Raw genomic sequence first — 19617 nt, 5'->3', positions numbered from 1 at the left:
TTATTTATGTCTTTCAGGGAACTCCATACCATAAAGGATAATATCGAAGCTATTAAAGTAGCAGGGCAAATTATGTCCGGTACCCAGCCCGATAAAGAAATGATCACCTCCCTGTCGTATTACAGTGGCTTTGGCGGCATTAATTCCATATTATCAATACCTGATCCAAATTCCGGACAAGCCTCATCTAATCCCAAAATTGAATCTGCACTTTCAGAACTCTATCAGCTCATCGGTGAGCAATTCCCTTCCAAATCCGAAAAAGTCATTGAAAGCATAAAAAACAGCGTGCTTACTGCTTTCTATACTCCAGCTTCCATCCCAAGAGCGATTTACGAGGCGCTAGATGAAACAAACATCAAACCGGAAAACTTGCTCGACCCAGCGGCCGGGAACGGGATTTTTATTACAGAAGCCATCGAACACCTTCCATCCCTTAAATCATACACAGCCATAGAAAAGGATCTGTTAACCGGATTTATCCTGAAAGCATATGCCACAACATGGCAAAAACAAGGCATGGTTCTTATTTCAGGTTTGGAACAAATTTCATCAGGTGATTTTGAAAGATATGATCTTGCCGCTACCAACATTCCATTTGGTGCATTACGCATATTTGATCCGGAAGTGGCGGAGGTTTTTAAATCCCGCATTCATCTTTATTACTTCGGAAAAACGCTGCAACTTGTCCGTGAGGGTGGGATAATCGCTTTCCTGGTTACTGAAGCCTTTTTACATGCACCCGGCAACGAAAAGGCCCGCCGGCAGGTGTTTATGGAATCGGACTTCGTAGCTGTTGCAGGCCTTCCGCACAACCTGATGGAAGACCACAGCGGCACCTCCGTTGGAACGCATCTGCTTTTGCTTCAAAAAAGATCCCAAAAACAACAACTATCTGAACAGGAGGAGGAACTTTCCACAGCTATTTCAATTCCAAGTCCAATCGGCGACTTCTTTCAAAACAAATTCATTCATAATCACCCGGAGCTATGCCTGGCATCTGAAAGGAAATACGCAACTAATCTCTATGGAAAACCTTCGTTGCAGCTAAACTACTCTGGCCATATTGAAACGATTACTACACCGCTTAAGGATATTCTAAAAGTCCAAATTTCCGATAACTTTGACTATGCAATTGATGAACGGCAGCCACTGCAAAAGAATACAGCCAGCGGCAAAAAACAAGTATTGGCAAAACTGCCACCGCCCCCAATTCCGGAACAAAAAAACAATATCCAACTAGGCCTCTTCGATAATGCTACTGAGGAACATAATTCTAAAGCACTATCCTACATTTCCCCTAAAGATGAAAAAAACATAGACAGCCAAACTGTTACTATCATCGGTACGATCCAAACTGAGGACGACCCCGATCATGATACCATTGTAGTATTAAAAGGCAGAACAGGCGCTACCAAACAATTCATCTATAAAATAGTAGCCAACGCCGAAGGCATCAAAACACCTAAAGGATGGATAACCGGAGCCGCGATGCTTCCTGCGCTTCAGACAGTAAAGAACCAATTAGGCCAATACGACCATCAATACAGGTTTATTGGCGATCAGACGTTCAAGGACATTTTCCAATACGAACACAGAAAGACCCTACAAAGTCTTCCACCCTTCTATAAACCTGACACCTTACTTTTTCAGGAAGGAAAGGCCGGAACGGTGACTGATCTGGACGCTGTAAAACGGACGGGGTTTTTCAACCCTCTTTTAATTTCAGAAAAAGAGCGCCAGTTCCTACACGGATATGTAACGCTTCGTGATGCCTTTCATCTGCTATTTGAACATGAGAAAAACCAACAAGAGCCACAGCCCGACCTTCGGGCAGCACTTGTCTTCGCATACGGACAATTTGTTCAGAACCACGGACAGATAAACCTGGCAATAAACAGAAAAAGAATCCTGGAATTCGACCAGGGTCTCGGATTTATCAGTATAACAGCCATCGAGAGAAAGACAGAAAATGGATATACCACCAGCGACTTGTTCGACCGGCCGTTGTTGAATGCCCAAAACCTCGACATTACGTTGAATGACCCCATTTCTGCATTGGCATTTACGCTGCAAGAAAAGGGCAAAGTTGATATTGATGCCATTTCCAAAATGTGCAACTTAACTACCGATGAGTGCCTGGCTGCGTTGAAAGGGAAAATCTTCCTTGATCCGGCTTCCATGAACTGGCATACAGCATCTCGCTATCTCAGTGGAAACGTGGTCGAAAAGCGGGCCGTTGTGCTATCGGCTCTTGAAAATGAACCAGAAAACAACTACCTGAAAGATAGCCTGGAGGCAATCACCAACGTACTTCCCGCTCCAATCCCATTCGAGCTTCTTGACTTTAATCTCGGTGAGAGATGGATACCAATGAAATATTACTCACAATTCGTCTCGGAATATTTCAACACGCCGACTACCGTGAATTACTTAGCGAGCACAGATCGCTTCGTGGTTCAGCCCAGTTCAAAAACACCAACAATTACCGAGATATACTCTATCACATCCAAAGATGGAACTACGATAAACGGACACATCCTGATGGAACATGCCCTGGAAAATACGACACCGCACTTCACCATCGAAGTGGAAGAAAATGGCGTAACCCACCGTGTTCCTGACGTAGAAGCCAACCTATTAGGTGAGGAAAAAATAGATGCGATGAGAAAACATTTTTCCGGTTGGATAACCCAAATTCCAAACGCGGAAAAGGAAGCACTGGAAAACATTTACAACGAGAAGTTCAATAATTCAGTACTACGAAAATACGACGGGAGCCACCTGACATTCCCGGACCTGGACTACGCAGCCCTCAATATTCGTGAGCTGCGGACCAACCAGCGGGATGGCATCTGGCGAATTATAGAAGATCACGGCGGCCTGATGGATCACGATATGGGTTCCGGAAAAACACTTATCGCTATTGTCGCCTCCTATGAGATGCGCAGGATGGGATTGATTAGAAAACCACTTATCATCAGCCTTAAAGACGCAGTGCCCGCCATTGCAGAAACTTACCGAAAGGCGTACCCGAATGCCCGAATGCTTTATCCCGGAAAAGACGACTTCACGCCTGTCAAGCGTACTGCTATTTTCAACAGCATCAAGCACAATGACTGGGACTGTATCATCCTTACCCATGACCAGTTTCTCAAAATCAAAACACCTCTCAACATTCAGGAAGACATCATTAAAAAAGAATTGGATGATATCCAGGAAGAAATCGATTTGATTGAACAATTAGGCCGTGAGGTTACGACCAGGATGAAAAAAGGTGCTATTCTACGACAGCTCAACCTTTTAGCCAGGTTAAGATCTATCCAGAGCGACATGGAGAAGAACAAAGACCCCTATTCATTCGACGAACTTGGGTTCGATTATCTTTTTGTTGATGAATCCCATCATTTCAAAAACCTCTTGTTTACCACCCGGCATTCTGGCGCTGCCGGCCTTGGCAATCCTGCAGGATCACAGAAAGCCCTGAACCTTTTATACGCCATTCGCTACCTGCAAAGCATCCACAATAAAGACCTGTGCGCGACTTTTCTCAGCGGCACTCCCATCTCTAATTCCCTGACCGAAATGTACTTGATTTTCAAGTACCTCAGACCCCGCGCCCTGAAAGCTGCACGCATGGATAATTTCGACGCATGGGCCGCGATCTTTACACAGAAAACCGTCGATTTTGAATTCACGGTAGCCGGCAACATCAAAGCCAAGGAACGTTTCCGTTATTTCATAAAGCTACCGGAACTCTGCAAATTCTATAGCGAAATCGCAGATTACCAATCCGCTGAAATGATCGGACTGGATAGACCCCTGGCCATAGAACAATTGGTAGAGATCGCTCCTACGCCGGACCAGGAAACATACATCCAAAATCTCATCCTTTTCGCAAAAGGCGGCGATCCCTCACTGGTAGGACTTCCCTACCTGTCAGCCGACCAGGTGAAAGCCCGGATGCTCATTGCGACGAATCTCGCTCAGAAGATGAGTCTGGACATGCGGCTTATTTCGCCGCATTACAAAGAAGATCCCGGTAATAAAATCAATATAGCCGCCAAAATGATCGCCGAAAAATACGCAGTATCCACTCCGTACAAAGGTGTGCAACTAGTAATGTGCGACATTGGAACTCCGGCCACCAAAGGATTTAATGTATACCAAGACCTCAAAGACACACTGATCAACAATTATGATATACCCGCAGAAGAAATCACTTTTGTTCACGACTGGCCTGCCCATCAACGGCTGAAATATGAAAAGCAGGTAAATGACGGAGTTTATCGTGTTGTAATCGGCTCAACCGTTAAGGGCGGAACTGGCGTAAACATCCAGCAGCGGATGGTCGCCATTTACAACCTCGACATTCCATGGCGCCCCCCTGATCTCGACCAACGATGTACTCGCGGCGCGCGCCCTGGAAACTGGGTAGCAAAGCAACATTTCAACAACACCATCCCCTTTATAATTCTCGCAGTTTCACGATCACTGGATGCATATAAATTTAATGTTCTCAAGAACAAGGCCATCGTCATCCACCAGGCAAGAAGCGGACAAATAGTGGATCGTTCTTTCGATGAAGGGGCGATTGACGAAAGCTCCGGCGCCAGATTTGCCGAGTTCCTGGCCATTGTATCCGGGGATAACAGGTTATTGCAAAAATCAGTAGCAGAAGGCCGGATTCGGAAACTGGAAACCCTTCGTGCCGCATTCCTTCAAGAAGTAGCACAAGCCCGGATGGAGTCAAAATTCGTCCAGGAGAGAATTGACACATGCAACAAAACAATTGCTTTTCTTGAAGGCGACCTTCAACTATATAAGAGTAATATCCAGTACGACAATCAACGTTCCCGGATAAATAACATCTGTCTAACGGGTTGCTCAAACGATCCGGAAAAAGTTGCACTGTTTCTTGGCAGCCTTCTTAACGATCCTGTTATCGTCAATGGAGTCGAAACCTTCAATAAAATCGGCACCCAGTGCGGTTTTGATCTATATTTTCATACAGCAAAAAATGGAGAGAGGAAATTAATGGCCAAGAGCCCATTGTCCAATATTACGTATAGCTATAATCGCGGACAATTGGAATCAACACCTAACCTTTCTATGCAGGCAAGGCATTTTCTGTTTGCGCTCGATTCCATAGAAGAAAATCTTCAGCGCCAAACACGCCAACTCGATTCATACAAAGAGAAAATAGCGGCCTTAAAATCAGTATGCGAGCGAAAGTTCGATCATGATCAGGAAATAGAAAATCTCCGAAGTACGGTAAAGACCCTTGCAGCGGAGATTGCCACTACAGAAAAAAGCCTTCCGCGCGATGGACCAAAGGAACAGCCCCCACCCAATACGCCTCAGAAAAATTCGCCACCTGCAATAATAACACCGGAAAGCCCTCCAATGACAATCCGGTTAATACCAGCAAACAGAACGCAAGCTACTCCCCACCCACGCGTGCTTTCATCTTACCGCCCCTCGCGGGGCCGCCAATAACCCACATTCATGTCAATAGTCTATTCTATCAACAAAGGGATAAACAAGCCCCTGGAGTTTAAAGGCATCAAGGCCCAATATATCGTCTACCTCGCTATCGGCCTTGTCTTGCTCATGCTGGTCTTTGCCGTATTCTATGTTTGCGGCATCAGCCTATTCATATCTATACCGACTGTAGGCATCCTGGGCATGGCCCTTTTCAACTTCGTCATGCACTTTTCCTCAAAATACGGCCAGCATGGATTGGTCAAAGAATTTGCCTACAGGCGTATCCCTCCTACTATCCAATGCCTGGACCGGTCCCTGTTCATTTCCCTCACCCAAAACTGCAGATCATGATCATCTCCATTACCCTCGGCACAATCCTGCTGGCCGCAATCTTACTACAGCTCAGGCCAGAAAAGCCCACTACCAAGTCGTTGGAGAAACTCTTTCCCATCTACAAAGTGGAGCGGGATTGCATCATCAGCAAGCACGGAGACTTAACCGTAGTATTTGAACTGGAGCTGCCAGAAATTTTTTCCATGAGCACCGAAGACTTCCATGCCCTTCACCATACCTGGACAAGGGCCTTGCGCATACTGCCTCCCGGTAGTATCCTACATAAGCAGGACTGGTATACACACGACGTATATCAGGCATCGGAAGACAATGGCGAACGATCCTTTCTGACGCTTTCATCCGATCGCTTTTTCCAAGACCGCCCTATCCTCAAACACCGGTCATTCGTTATGATAACCCGCCGGGCCATAGGCAGAAAGCCGAGCAGTTCTGCGTTCTCAAACTTGCTGCGCCCGGTCCTGGTACCACAGGAACTAGTAAAAGGCCAGTTTTACCTGGACTTCCATACCAAGGTGTCCCAGTTTAAACGCCTGTTGGCCGAAGGCGGTTTTATTCGGCCACGGCGCCTAACTGCCGAAGAGATCAGCGGCACAAAAGAAAAGCCGGGCCTGCTGGAACGGTACTGTTTCCTGATGGGAGAAAAAGACACGCCGGCACTTAAAGAAATCAGTTTTAAGCCCCAATTTAGGATCGGGGAAAAGTTCTGCCAGCTATATGCGCTTTCCAACGTGGAAGATCTTCCAGCCCTTTGCGGACCGAGGATTACCTACGATAAATACTCTACCGACCAAACAAAGTTCCCCATCAGTTTCGCCGCACCGGTGGGACAGTTACTGGGTTGCGACCATATATACAACCAATTTGTCATAATTGAAGACCCGCAGGCTACCTTGAAAAAACTGGAAGCCAAACGCCGGCGGCTCCAATCCCTGAGTGCCTATTCACGCGAAAACGCCATCAGCCGCGATGCCACCAACGAATTCCTGAACGAAGCTATCTCCCAGGCAAGGCAACCTGTCCGCAGCCACTTCAACCTGATGGTATGGACTTCGGATCATAGCCAACTTAAAGAACTGCGCAACCTGGCCTCTTCCGCCATCTCCCAGCTGGACGCCGTACCCAGGGAGGAAATAAAAGGAGCCGCGCAGCTCTACTGGGCAGCACTCCCCGGTAACGCCAGCGATATTCCCGATAACGAGTGTTTCGACACATTTGCCGAACAGGCCACCTGCTTTTTCAGCCAGGAAACCGCATACCGCGATTCTCCGAGCCCGTTTGGGATTCGGTTGATCGACAGACAATATGGTGCGCCTGTATGGACAGACCTATCAGATTGGCCATATAAACAACAGTGGACAAATAATCTCAACAAGGTAATTATTGGAAGCTCAGGATCAGGTAAATCATTCATTATGAATGCTTTATGCCGTGCCTATATCGAACAGAACTCCCATGTGGTCATAATCGATATCGGGCACTCCTATCAGGGCGTGTGTAAGATTCTCGGAGGCTATTATTTTACCCATACTGAGGCCAACCCTATTCAGTTCAATCCATTTTACATCGAAGACGATGATATCCTCGATACCGAGCGCAAAGAGAGTATCAAGACGCTGCTGGTCGCAATATGGAAAAAAGATGATGAGCATTTCCGACGATCGGAGTATGTAGCCCTTTCCAATGCGCTCCAGCTTTACTACGATAAATTGTCGTCGGACCCCACCATCTTTCCCTGCTTTGATACTTTCTACGAATTCATCCGTGATGAATTTTCTTTAATTCTTGAATCCCAGCAGGTCAAAGAAAAGGAATTCGACCTCCACAATTTCCTTTATGTTCTGCGGCCTTTTTATAAGGAAGGTGAATTCCATTTCCTGTTAAATGCCCACAAAAATCTGGATTTGCTCAAACAGCCTTTGGTAATCTTCGAGTTAGACAATATCAAAGACCATAATATACTGTTTTCGGTAGCCACGGCAACGATCATGCAGTTGTTTATCAACAAGATGCGAAAACTCAAAGGCGTTCGTAAAGTGATCGTGATCGAGGAAGCCTGGAAGGCAATCGCAAAGGCCGGAATGGCCGACTTCATCAAATACCTGTATAAGACCGTCCGCAAGTTCTTTGGCGAAGCCATCATTTGTACCCAGGAACTCGACGATGTGATCAATAGCCCGGTCGTTAAAGACGCCATCATCAATAACGCCGATACCAAGATCCTACTTGATATGCGAAAATTTGCGAACAAATTCGAGCAAATCCAGGCGATCCTTGGGCTTAGCGATAAAGGCAAGGCAATGGTGCTTTCGCTGAACAAGGCCAATGATCCCCGACGAAAATACCGGGAATTTTTCGTGGACTGGGGAGGACAGCATATGTGCGTCTATGGATTTGAGCCGAGCCCGGAAGAATACTACGCATATACCACCGACCAACGGGAAAAAGTTGTGGTCGAACAGTACGCGGCCAGGTTTAACGGGGATGTAACTAAAGGTATCCGTGCCCTGATAGCCGACCAGCGGGAAAAATCAGGCACCTGAAAAAATGCTAATTTTTTTAGCATATTAATCAATTGCACTATTTTTGCTATACGTTATAAAATTGAACCTTATGATAAAAATGAAACCGTCTTCCCTGGCATTTGCATTCTTCATTTTCGTCGCCAATTGCGACTCCGGCGCTAGTTCCATCAAAAACATATCCGGAAAATACAACCGTATCGACTCGAACGAGTACAGCATTTTACATCAAACTGTACTAATCGAACCACAAGCCGGAGACGCCGATAAATACCGGTTAACGATCCATTCCATTGTGGATTTTCATGACGACAGGCCCAATGATACAACTGAACGGTTTGCCAACGCTACCTACGATCCCCAAAGCGCAATGCTCTCAACCGATCAGCAGTTGGTATATTCTTTCGATCCCCAAAAAGGATTGCTCCGGGTTAATAACATCGAGTATCGGAAAGAGTAAGTTATCAGGTTACGCACAAACCCCTTCCCCACTACCGCGCTACACCCGCGACCAACTTTCATTTCGACACCGATAGCCCCACCTTTCTGAATCTATTTATTTGCATGTGACTGGCGAATGTGCACCAAGGTGCCGTTCGCGGATGGAACATTATTGTTCACCGCTAAACCAGTCATTATGCGAAAGGCATTCCTCATTCTATTCTTTTCACTTACCGCCTCCCTGCTTTCCCCCACGCCAACGCAGGCAAACCCCATAGTTATTATCATCAAGACCGCGGTAAAAAAGATCCTTCGCGCCATGGACCTTGCCGTCCAACGCCTCCAAAATCAGACTATCCGCCTGCAAAACGCCCAAAAGGCGCTTGAAAATCTATTGAGCAAACTCAAGCTGGAAGAAATATCAGCCTGGGGTGAAAAGCAACGAAAGCTTTTCGCCGGCTACTATGATGAGCTGCACAAGGTTCGTACCGCCATCACCTATTACAAGCGCATTCGATCTATCATTGAAGCACAGGCGCAACTGATCAAAGAATATAAACATGCCGTCAACCTGGTATCCAACACCTCCCTTTTCAAACCGACCGAGGTGATGCATATGCTGGACGTATACACCGGCATACTGAACAAAAGTGTTGAGAACATTGATCAGATAACTGGCGTCATCACCAGTTTCACTTTACAAATGAGCGACGCACAACGACTGGACCTCATTCACAAGGCAGACAAAGAAGTACAGGTTACCCTCACAGACCTCCGCTCTTTCACCAATCAAAACATCATGTTGGCTGCTCAGCGCCTGAAGGATAAAACCGAATTGCAAACTATCAAAGGTCTATACGACATCGAGCCATGAGTACGCAAATCCCTTCCCAACTTAACGATGATAAACTCCTGCAGGATTTTGTTTCCCTCCTGCTTCGAAAAGGATATGATGGACAATTCTTCCTTCAAAGCCTCTCGCCACCGGCATTCTTTACCGGAGTGGTGGAATTATGCCTGCAAAAATTCATCGACAGTTTTCAACGCAATTACCCTCAATCCGCCGAAATCACACTTACCACTGACTTTCAGCTAAATGATCGTGATTCCCCAATATACGCCGTACTGAAAACCCGGTTTTCCGCCGATGATGGATGGCAAATTACTTCCATTCAATTAAAGGCCGGAGACCAGCAGCGCGCCAGCCCCTTGCCGATCACCAGCAACAAGGACATTCCGGCTTATAAATCCCTCCCCACGCTTTGCGAGCCTCCCCGACAATCCTGGCTGCGCCGAATACTGGTCAGAATAGGCCCCAAATCACAAAATCACGTTCACCCATAACCGATCCTTTATGAAAAAGATCATCCTTGCCGCTTTTCTACTGGCAACAGCATTCCTGTCCATATCCACGAAGGCCCAGGTTAGTTTCACTTTCCGGGAGTTGTTCAAGCAGAATAAAACCGAGATCAAATACCTCTCCCAGCAAGTGGGAGAACTACAACTATACCTCTCTGCCGTAAAAAAAGGATACCAGGTCGTTGAGTCCGGGTTGAGAACGGTGAATGCCATCAAAAAAGGAGAATACTCCATTCATGATATTTTCTATGCCGGACAGTTCCTCGTCAGCACTGCGATAAAATCGATGCCGGCCGTCACCGCAACGATTGACAACAGCCGAAGGATTCATAGAAACACGCGGAACTTTCTTCGGGAACTGAATACCACTGACCAATTTTCCAATTCTCAAAAAGAGTATATAGTCAGAACGTGTGGTCACTTATTGGCAGATGTAGACAATAACATTAGCCAGCTACAGCGCCTCCTTACCTCTGGGGCACTTCAAATGGACGATCATCAACGGATTGAAGCTATTCAGAAAATTTACCAACAAAGCACCGATCAGCTGCAATTCGCATCCCAATTTATTACTGACGCAAAACTCATCGGCATCAGCCGCAAACAATCCCTTCTCGATCTCCAGGTGCTGAGAAACCGGTATAACCTTCAAAACCCCTTGCCATGAAACTACTAACCATCATTATCATCATTGTGGCACTGGCTATCGCACCAATATCCCGATCCCATGCCCAGGAGCACGAAGCAGCCGTACTCCTGCTTAACCTTGAAAAGCTGAACCAGCTCCGGGAGATCCTTCAGAAAATGTATGATGGATACAGAACCCTTCAACAAGGCTATGGTAAGGTAAAAGATATCGCCAGCGGCAACTTTAAGCTGCATGAACTTTTTCTGGATGGCCTTTATCTTGTCAGCCCCGAAGTACGGAAGTACTATAAGATCGCCAATATCATAGAAACGCAGGTTTCTATCGTAAAGTCGTATCGCAGCGCATTCCGCATCTTTCAAAACAGCGGCGTTTACAATCCCCAACAGATAGAATACCTCGCCACGGTTTATTCCCGCCTATTTAACGACAGCCTCCGTAGCCTCGATGAGCTCCTGCTGGTCATTACCTCCCGACAGCTTCGCATGTCAGATGCCGAAAGGATAACGGCCATTGACAGGATAGACACTGACATGCAGCAGAAATGGACCTTCCTTAGAACATTCAACAATCAGCAAAAGCTCCTGACTATCGCCAAGCTAAAAGACAAGTCTGAATTGAAAACGCTCCGCGGCCTCCATGGCATCACACCATAATCTTCTCACTCCTAAACCGATTTTTTATGAAATTCAAATTAGCCATGCTGGCTATTCTCTTTCTCACACTGCCGATAACCGCTTTTTGCGGGGTTGTCGCAGATAGCATCCGGGGGATGCACGGAATTTTGGAAACCCTCTATGATAAAATGCTCCCACGCGTCAGCACACTCGAAGGATACGCAATTGCCATTGCTGGTTTTGCAGCCACCTTCTATATTGGCTTTCGGGTATGGAAGCATATAGCAAATGCTGAGCCCATCGACTTTTTCCCACTTTTCCGCCCCTTCGTCCTGGGGTTTTGTATTGTAAACTTCAAATTCGTGATCCTTCTTACCAACGGTCTCCTGTCCCCGACGGTTGTTGGTACCCGTGCCCTGGTTGACAATACGAACAAATCTATTGAGACGCTGCTGGCCAAAAAGGAAGCGGAAATGAAGAAAACCAGGAACTACCTGATGTACGGTGTCAACGATGGTGCCGGCGATAGGGATGTGTGGATGAAATATACCCATCACGATGAAATTGGGAACGAAGGCCTTTTTGGCAGCATAGGCAATGACCTGGAATTTGCTATCAGTAAGGCCTCCTTCCAAATGAAAACTTGGTTCAAAGAATTTATCGCCTTTATCCTGGAGCTTTTCTACGAAGCAGCGTCACTTTGTATTAATACGTTGCGGACATTCAACCTCATCGTTTGCGCACTGGTAGGCCCCTTTGTTTTCGCGCTAGCCTGCTTTGACGGATTTACGCACACACTCACCGTTTACCTCGCACGATACATTAATTTTTATCTCTGGCTTCCCGTCGCCAATATTTTAGGTGCCATCCTTGGCATGATCCAGGAGGAAATGCTGCTGCTCGACATAGACCAAATCGCCCAATACGGCGATACCTTTTTTACCACGGCAGATATTGGTTATATGATTTTCATGATCATCGGCATTTTCGCTTTCTTTTCCATCCCCAACATTGCCTCGACCATTGTCAACCCAGGCACGGCCTCAAACCTCACCATGCAAGTCGGCCAATACGCCAGAAACATGATCGGACTGCCCGCCACCGCAGCCGGCATGGCCATCGGCATGGCGTCGGGCACAGCAGGAATGGCCGCAGATGCTTTTGGGAACGCCCATGGGAAAATGACGGGCGGTGCCTCCGGAAGCGGGACGAGCGGAGGCTACTTCAATGACAAACTAAATGGATAATCTTCTCTTGAAACTAAACCCGTAACCATGTTCAAACAACTCAACAATATTGATAACGCCTTCAAACACGTCAGGCTATTCACTTTCGTCATCATCATTTCGCTTACCACGCTGTGCGGGTATTGCGTTTGGTTTTGTATCACGAAAGTAACGGAAGCCTATAACCGCATTTACGTGATTAGCGAAGGACAGGCGCTATCTGCAAATGCCTCGACAAGGGCAGCCAATATCCCAATAGAAGCTAAACATCACATCCTGATGTTCCATCAGCAGTTCTTCACCTTAAGCCCGGACGAAAAAGCCATACAGACCAGTGTCGCCAAATCGCTATACCTGGCCGACATTTCTGCAAAAGAAGCCTACGACAACCTGCGAGAAAAAGGTTATTACACGGCCATCGTTTCCGGCAACGTGAGCCAGGAAGTGATTTGCGATAGCATCCAGCTCGATATTTCCACCGCTCCATACCAATTCCGGTTTTTCGGAAAGCAGCGCATCATCAGATCAAGTGCCATCGTTACCCGCCGCCTTATCACTTCCGGGCTCCTGCGAAACGTCACGCGCTCTGACAATAACCCTCATGGGTTCCTGATCGAAAAATGGACAACAATTGAAAATAATGATCTCGAATTCAAACAACGTTAACCTATGCTACGATTGTTCAAAAGAAAAAAATCACCCACTGCAGGTAAGACCCTAAGCGGCATAGCCTACGCGATAGCCAGGGCACAGCTATCAGTCACTTCAAGATTAAACCGGCGAACGCTCAGCTGGAGCAAAAGGAGCAAAATTACTTTCCTGGTGATCTTCACTTCCATCATGGTCACTCTGGCCTTGCTGCAACTACAGGTGCCGATCCGCCATGCTACTGAAAGCAGTAAAAAGCCGCCATCCCCACAACAACGATCATCACAGCTTCCTAAAGATGCTACCAGCACCTTTAAAAAGGACTCGGCACTATTCAATGAATTCCTGCTGCGCTTGCAACAACTGCGAGCCACACCCGAAGGAAGGGACTCGCTGGCGCGCTATGAAGCTCAGCGTCCCGGATTTATCGACAGCGTGCTCGCCTGGGGAGCCAATATTAATCCAAACCATTAATCGAAAATCTACAGTTATGACCATTCAAAACAGAAAAAAACTCGCACGCGCATTACTGGCCGTTTTCTTCATCCCCCTGGCTGCCATCATTTTCTATTCACTCGGTGGCGGCTCCGCTGATGCAGATCCTAAACAAGCAACGAACGGACTTAATTCGCACCTGCCTTCACCTTCTCGGGAAGATAAAGAGATGGATAAGCTCGACACGTACAAGAAAGCAGCCGCAGACTCCGCCAAATTAAAAGAAGAGGAAAACAGCAAGTTGCTGGATTACTTTTCCATGCGCAAGCAAGCCCTGCCCGCCCCCTCCGAAACAGGCGCGGTGGAAAGCCCCTTCTCCCCAGGCACCGATGCATACGCCAATACTGACGATCGATTATTGCCGCCAGCTCGCAGAAATGAAAAACAGCTTTCCGCACTGGAAAACAAATTGCAACGCATTCAACGCACCATCGACCAACAGCCGGAGCCGGTGGAAACGCCTTATAACATTGCAGCCCCTCCCGATCCGGCCATCTCTCACCTGGAAAATATGATGAGCTCGCTGCAACAGAGCTCCAATGCTAATCCGGAGCTCGACCAGATGAACAATATGCTTCATACCATTCTCGACATCCAGCATCCGGACAGGGTTGTGCAGCGAGCCAAACAGCAATCCCTCCAAAAAGCTGGGGCCGCCTTTCCCGTTTCCAGCGTTCCTAAAATTGCGACATCCGCCTATTTCGGTGGACTTACCGTTACCGCTGACACAGGGAACCCTGCAAAATTGAGATCCCCTTCCGGCTCCGTCTTCTACGGCAGTCGTAATGCACTGGATACTTCTTTTAACAGGTACCAGGCCATCCAGGCAGCCATCCACGAGCAACAAACACTCGTTTCCGGCTCGACCGTAAAAATGCGACTGCTTCAACCGGTATACATCGACGGACGGTTGATTCCGGAAGGTACTTTCCTGTTTGGCAGCTGCCAACTCACAGGGGAAAGGCTCACAATTGATGTGACCAGCATCCGAAACGGTAACGCATTATATCCGGTAAAACTCACCGTATATGACCTGGACGGCAATGCCGGTATCCGGGTGCCAGGCTCAATCAACCGGGATGCCTCCAAACAATCCGCCGATCAGGCCATCCAATCAGCCGCCATCGGCACACTTGATCCCAGCCTCGGCGCACAAGCCGCTTCCGCCGGCATCGAAACGGCCCGTAAACTCCTCTCCAAAAAAATCCGCCTCATACGGGTAACACTTAGCGCCGATTACCCGGTGCTGCTCTCCAGTAACGATTCCTCTAACAATTAAAATGATACCATTATGATCAAGAAACTCCTTTCTTTCGCGGTCCTCCTGCTGCTGTGCGTGACCACCTTCGCCCAATCATCCAATATCCAACGGCTCAACCTGTACATTTCAACTGATCAAACTACAGTTTTAGTTTTCGCAGCCCCCATTTGCGAAGACTGTGTTGATCGCGGTCATCCGGACATTGCCACCGAAATGGTTACGGGAATGAAAAACGTCCTTCGTGTAAAGGCCCGTACCACGTCCTTGCCACCATCCAATCTCACCGTTATCACTGAAGACGGAAGAATTTACGCCTTTTACATTTTCTACAGTAAGAATCCACCGGTAACGGTCATGGAGGTAAAGCCGCCAGATGCTCCTTCCGCTCAATTTTCCCACGACCGCCTTAGCGACGCTTCCATCACACAATTCATGAAAGTGCTCGACGCAACCCCTGCAGTACGGAACCGCCCGACAGCCAAAACCAGCGGCCGCATTCGCATAAGCCTGGCCGATATCTACCTGAAAGGTGACGTGCTATTCTTTAAGTTCTCCATTTCCAACGCATCCAGCATGGATTACGACATGAATCTTACCAGGTATTATGTCAGGGATAAAAAAAGAGCCAAACGGACCGCCAAACTGGAAAAACCATTACCATCATTGTCAGAACAGCTCCCCCCACAAGGCCGGATCTCCTCTGGAAGAAAAGCCAACCTGGTCGTCGCATTTCCAAAGTTCACCATCGCCGATAACAAGCTCATGGTGATAGAAATATTTGAAAAAAATGGTGACCGCCCATTAACGCTTTACATAAAAGGTCACCAGCTCCTGCATACAAGGGGCGATTGAAAATATATTATTCACTATCAAATCAAATTTTATGGCAAACGATCGATTGAATCTTGACGAAGCCTTTACCTGCCTACAGCAATACTTTGACCGGATGGAACGTCAGCAGCCCGGTTATATGCAAAGCAGGGAAAAACTTATTCTTGAAAGGGACTTTATGGATTATATGCGTAAATCAGGCGGGAAGGACATCGATGAATGGCTGCGCGACAAATCCTTGCGTGCAGGTAAGAATTTCGCCAACAGAAAGATTAACAAAACCGGATTTGAACGCTTCTGGAGAGAAGTGAAACTCGGCGGAAGAAACCTTCTGCTGGCCCCATTCCGCCTTGCCTACCAGTTAATGCGATTGGTTGGCGCCATTACATCAAGGCTCCTGCTTTCAGCTATTCCTAATGGCATAATAGCGATGGGGCGATCCCTGTTAAGTCCTGCATATGCGCCCGGGCTTACCAACGGGCGAAGATCTTATATGGACGTGCAACCCGACATGCCATATTTCAGACAACCTCAACAAAAAGACCAGCAACAAAATCAGGCTGTATCTAAAACGGTAGTGCAACCTGATGGTCAGTTGAAAACAACATTACAGGCGCAAAATAGTATCAGCCCGCAACCCGCAACGCCTGGTAAGCCAGGCCCGGAGCAACAGAAGCTCCAGCCAACGAATAACAAAAATTCCTCCCAAGGGCAAATCAAACTCACCAATAAGGGCAAACCCGCTGTGAGAAAAGCACGGACAGCCAATGGCATCAGCCGAAAACGGTAATGCAACATCCATTCTAATCACTTATTAAAAGTCTTACATCATGGAACAACAAAGAAATATTGAAAACATCCCACAAATCAAAAAACAGGCGGAAAAGCTCGGTTTCGGTACCGATCTTAACGATGGTATTGACTTCGCATATAACACCGGCATGGAAGTATATTCTCCCCTTGCCATTTCCGCATTCGATTTCGGCGAAGCGTTCTTCCAGCCCAAAATTACCTTCGGGCAGCGGCGCGCCTTCTTTAATGGCTATGAAGCCACTCTTGTGGAAGGATTAATGCTTGACCAAACCATTGCAGGTATTGATGTGCGTGACCTCACCATGCGCATGGCAAACGGCCCGGGCCCGATGGAAGAAGAAGAGATGAGCATAGTTATTGACAACTATGAAATTTTCTTCAACAATCAGGTCCGCCAGGATCTCTCGCAAATCCGGGAAAACAACGAGGACTTATTTCTTGCTATCACCTCCAGGTTTGGCACCCACGGACTGGAACTGGACGAAAATACACTTTCCCGCATCAGCACCTATGGAATTGAGCACACTCGCTCCCGGTGGTTTCCTGCCGAAGAAAAGATCACAACGGATGAAGCCGCCCGGATGCTGGTAAAATCTGCAAATCCTGCTGCCGTCCGTAAGGAACTTACCGATTACCGCTCCAGGGAGGATGTAGCTGGCGAGTGGCAAAACAGAGGGTATGGCGATAGCCGGGAATTACTGGATAAATTCAACCAATTGGATCAAGAAACATTCCTCAATCAAAAGGCTCATAACGAGAAGGAGTTCTCTTCATACACACAATTGATGAGAAGATTTAGTGACTTCATGAAAAATGAACTGAAAAATGTAGGCAATCCCCAATTCGAGTTGACGGAAAAGAAAATGATGTGGCTATACATCGATTTCTCTTCCGAAACAAAATCAGTCTGGAAAAACATGCACCTGGAAAGAGTCCCTGATGAAGAGAACTACCTGGCCAACAAATACAGGGACTACAAGTGGACTGAAGGCATGACAAAAGACGCCTACTGGTCGGACGTGAAAGCTCTTCAACAGGGCCACAAGCTTGTAATTGAAACAGGAGACAAAGACATTCCGCTAATCCATGTATCGGCAAACCCTGAGTTCAAGACCATCCTAATCGCTGACGCCAGTGATGGCAAGGCGCTTTCACATGACCAATTCCGAACCGACAAGGCGCTTGAACGGGGAGTTGGATCAAGCAAACGTAATGAAGATCATTCCGTCATGCATGTTTACGATGGTACCCATAAAACGAACAAGGCAAAGGATCAAAAAAAAAATCCTGAATTGAACGCAGCCACCAACGCAGGCCAAGCGTCAGAGGATAATCCTGAAAAAACAAAAGCCACCATCAAATCCGAACGGCCGAAGAAAAAGACCGACAGGCCAAAGAAAAATTCAGCCACGCGTATTCCAGCATCCAATAAAAAAGGCAGGAAAATCAAAAGATAAATCAATACCAGCCCCCACCTGGTATTTTTTCCTTACTTCTATACAACCATACTATGGAACAGTCAAAGGAATTTATAATCAAGGTAGAAGGGTATGACCTCCGGGGGCAGAAAGATCCCAACCTGCTTACGCAAAAACCATTCTTGAACCAATCCACATTGGACTCATTGGCGGAAGCTCTCGCTACTGCCACTACCTTACCACTGGAAATGTTGGACAAAAGGCTGGCAAAAACACGCCATACCCCATTCCATCTATTCCGCGTCACCATCAGCAGAAAAGACGATAGCCGGTCTCTTCTCGAAATTCAACACTCCAAGCAATCTCCATTAAAGGATGAATTGAAAATGACTGGCGTGTATCTTTTCACCCGTCAACCGCGCCTTGTACAAGAACTCCTGAAAATGGATCTCGACCACCTGTTATACAAACCTGATCAAAACGGCTCTTTTTTATTGGGCTATACCGCCCAGGTCGGCAATGCCTATGATCTCATTCACCTGGAGGGGTTTCAAAAATTAAAGGAGCAGCTCAAGCCATTTGAAAGAACTATGCAATTAGGGCCTGCCGATAAGCCCCGTCGCCTTCCGACAAAGTATACCATCCATAATGATATCCCGAACCTAAAGAAAAAATTTGGCCCATAGCCCGAAAAGATATTGGTGAAAGTGGAGAAGGCTCTGCTGGAGAGCAACCTGTCAAGTGCTTCGCCAATCGGGGGAGATAGTCCCAATAGTTCCGGGCGCGCTGCCCGGAACTTTTTATATTTCCAAAAAGAAAACCTTATCAATTAGTTAAACGATAACAGTTCTTACCTCTCAAAATGAGCACCATGTACTGCGAAGACGAATTCTCTACGAAGTTTTATGTACGCGACATCCAAACTTATGATCCGGAAAAAATCCCGACAACAAAACACTTTATTTCCGAAGTGCCATATAACAACCTGGCGACCGCTCTGGGCACCGCCCCTATCTATCCGATTGCCTTTCTGGACAGAACTGTATGCTATTTTGAAAATGCTATTCAACATATTCATCAAATTACAATTCAGGCCATTTGGTCGAGGCCTCCCCTGGCGGTAGTCCAATCCAGTCGCAATTCCACTTTGTACAGGCATCTGCCCAATGGTATTTACCTATTCACGGAAAAGCGCGCCGAAATAAATGAACTACTTAATTACAACATAGATGAATTTCTTGCCCCCATTCAGAACGGCGTTTATCTCCTTGGGGCTTCCAGGAAGGTTGGCAACAGGCCCCACATCGAATTCACAAATGGTTTTAAGGAACTTCGCTACAAGCTGCTTTTGGAAGCCCTTCCGCTTCCTAACGTATTCCTTCCCCCAATTGATGAAGTACGACAGCAAAAAATACAGAGCAGGCGTATCAGAGACCGTACTTCCGGAAAAAATAAAGGTCACTATTTATAAGCTGGCCCTTCTTTCGTTACATTTCGACCCT

17 protein-coding genes are annotated in these 19617 nt (G+C 47.0%); all 17 read left to right on the top strand.

The features are described from left to right. Positions 1-6: 6 nt before the first annotated feature. The 17 genes from ACQKLP_RS10945 to ACQKLP_RS10865 all read left to right on the top strand — a co-directional run bounded on the left by ACQKLP_RS10945 (position 7) and on the right by ACQKLP_RS10865 (position 19586). Positions 7-5499, top strand: a complete 5493-nt coding sequence (locus ACQKLP_RS10945; RefSeq protein WP_427322797.1) for an N-6 DNA methylase — start codon at positions 7-9, stop codon at positions 5497-5499. Positions 5500-5508: 9 nt separating this feature from the next. Further along, on the top strand, positions 5509-5838 hold the full coding sequence (locus ACQKLP_RS10940; RefSeq protein ID WP_427322796.1) for a DUF4133 domain-containing protein: 330 nt from the start codon (positions 5509-5511) through the stop codon (positions 5836-5838). Continuing rightward, positions 5835-8381 (top strand): TraG family conjugative transposon ATPase, encoded by a 2547-nt coding sequence (locus ACQKLP_RS10935; RefSeq protein ID WP_427322795.1) that lies wholly within the window; start codon positions 5835-5837, stop codon positions 8379-8381. The genes ACQKLP_RS10940 and ACQKLP_RS10935 overlap by 4 nt, the downstream gene beginning before the upstream one ends. Before the next feature lie 70 nt (positions 8382-8451). Beyond that, the gene (locus tag ACQKLP_RS10930; RefSeq protein ID WP_427322794.1) at positions 8452-8820 is read left to right on the top strand and encodes a hypothetical protein; all 369 of its coding nucleotides are present in this window, start codon (positions 8452-8454) and stop codon (positions 8818-8820) included. A 177-nt stretch (positions 8821-8997) separates the two neighbouring features. Then, the gene (locus ACQKLP_RS10925; protein ID WP_427322793.1) at positions 8998-9675 is read left to right on the top strand and encodes a conjugal transfer protein TraI; all 678 of its coding nucleotides are present in this window, start codon (positions 8998-9000) and stop codon (positions 9673-9675) included. Then, a complete protein-coding gene (locus ACQKLP_RS10920; protein WP_427322792.1) occupies positions 9672-10145 on the top strand; it encodes a hypothetical protein in 474 nt (157 codons plus the stop codon). The genes ACQKLP_RS10925 and ACQKLP_RS10920 overlap by 4 nt, the downstream gene beginning before the upstream one ends. Before the next feature lie 10 nt (positions 10146-10155). Continuing rightward, on the top strand, positions 10156-10827 hold the full coding sequence (locus ACQKLP_RS10915) for a hypothetical protein (protein WP_427322791.1): 672 nt from the start codon (positions 10156-10158) through the stop codon (positions 10825-10827). Next, positions 10824-11462, top strand: a complete 639-nt coding sequence (locus ACQKLP_RS10910) for a TerB family tellurite resistance protein (protein ID WP_427322790.1) — start codon at positions 10824-10826, stop codon at positions 11460-11462. Before ACQKLP_RS10915 ends, ACQKLP_RS10910 begins: the two co-directional genes overlap by 4 nt. Before the next feature lie 26 nt (positions 11463-11488). Then, positions 11489-12670, top strand: a complete 1182-nt coding sequence (gene traJ / locus ACQKLP_RS10905) for a conjugative transposon protein TraJ (protein ID WP_427322789.1) — start codon at positions 11489-11491, stop codon at positions 12668-12670. A 27-nt stretch (positions 12671-12697) separates the two neighbouring features. Then, positions 12698-13315: a conjugative transposon protein TraK gene (gene traK, locus ACQKLP_RS10900; RefSeq protein WP_427322788.1), complete on the top strand. Its 618-nt coding sequence runs from the start codon at positions 12698-12700 to the stop codon at positions 13313-13315. Between the two features lie 3 nt (positions 13316-13318). Beyond that, the gene (locus ACQKLP_RS10895; RefSeq protein WP_427322787.1) at positions 13319-13771 is read left to right on the top strand and encodes a hypothetical protein; all 453 of its coding nucleotides are present in this window, start codon (positions 13319-13321) and stop codon (positions 13769-13771) included. A 16-nt stretch (positions 13772-13787) separates the two neighbouring features. Continuing rightward, entirely contained in the window at positions 13788-15071 is a 1284-nt protein-coding gene (gene traM / locus ACQKLP_RS10890) for a conjugative transposon protein TraM (RefSeq protein WP_427322786.1), read from the top strand. A gap of 12 nt (positions 15072-15083) precedes the next feature. Next, complete coding sequence (traN, locus tag ACQKLP_RS10885; protein ID WP_427322785.1) at positions 15084-15905, top strand: conjugative transposon protein TraN; 822 nt, start codon at positions 15084-15086, stop codon at positions 15903-15905. A gap of 31 nt (positions 15906-15936) precedes the next feature. Then, a complete protein-coding gene (locus ACQKLP_RS10880; RefSeq protein ID WP_427322784.1) occupies positions 15937-16674 on the top strand; it encodes a hypothetical protein in 738 nt (245 codons plus the stop codon). Between the two features lie 40 nt (positions 16675-16714). Then, positions 16715-18154 (top strand): hypothetical protein, encoded by a 1440-nt coding sequence (locus ACQKLP_RS10875; RefSeq protein ID WP_427322783.1) that lies wholly within the window; start codon positions 16715-16717, stop codon positions 18152-18154. Between the two features lie 53 nt (positions 18155-18207). Then, entirely contained in the window at positions 18208-18801 is a 594-nt protein-coding gene (locus ACQKLP_RS10870) for a hypothetical protein (RefSeq protein WP_427322782.1), read from the top strand. A 185-nt stretch (positions 18802-18986) separates the two neighbouring features. Next, positions 18987-19586, top strand: coding sequence for a hypothetical protein (locus tag ACQKLP_RS10865; protein WP_427322781.1), 600 nt, complete (start codon positions 18987-18989; stop codon positions 19584-19586). Positions 19587-19617 lie beyond the last annotated feature (31 nt).

The sequence above is a fragment of the Chitinophaga sp. NPDC101104 genome (assembly GCF_050277495.1).
Taxonomy (GTDB): domain Bacteria; phylum Bacteroidota; class Bacteroidia; order Chitinophagales; family Chitinophagaceae; genus Chitinophaga.
The sequence above is the reverse complement of the archived record's forward strand: the minus strand, read 5'-3'. Positions and strand labels throughout refer to the sequence as shown.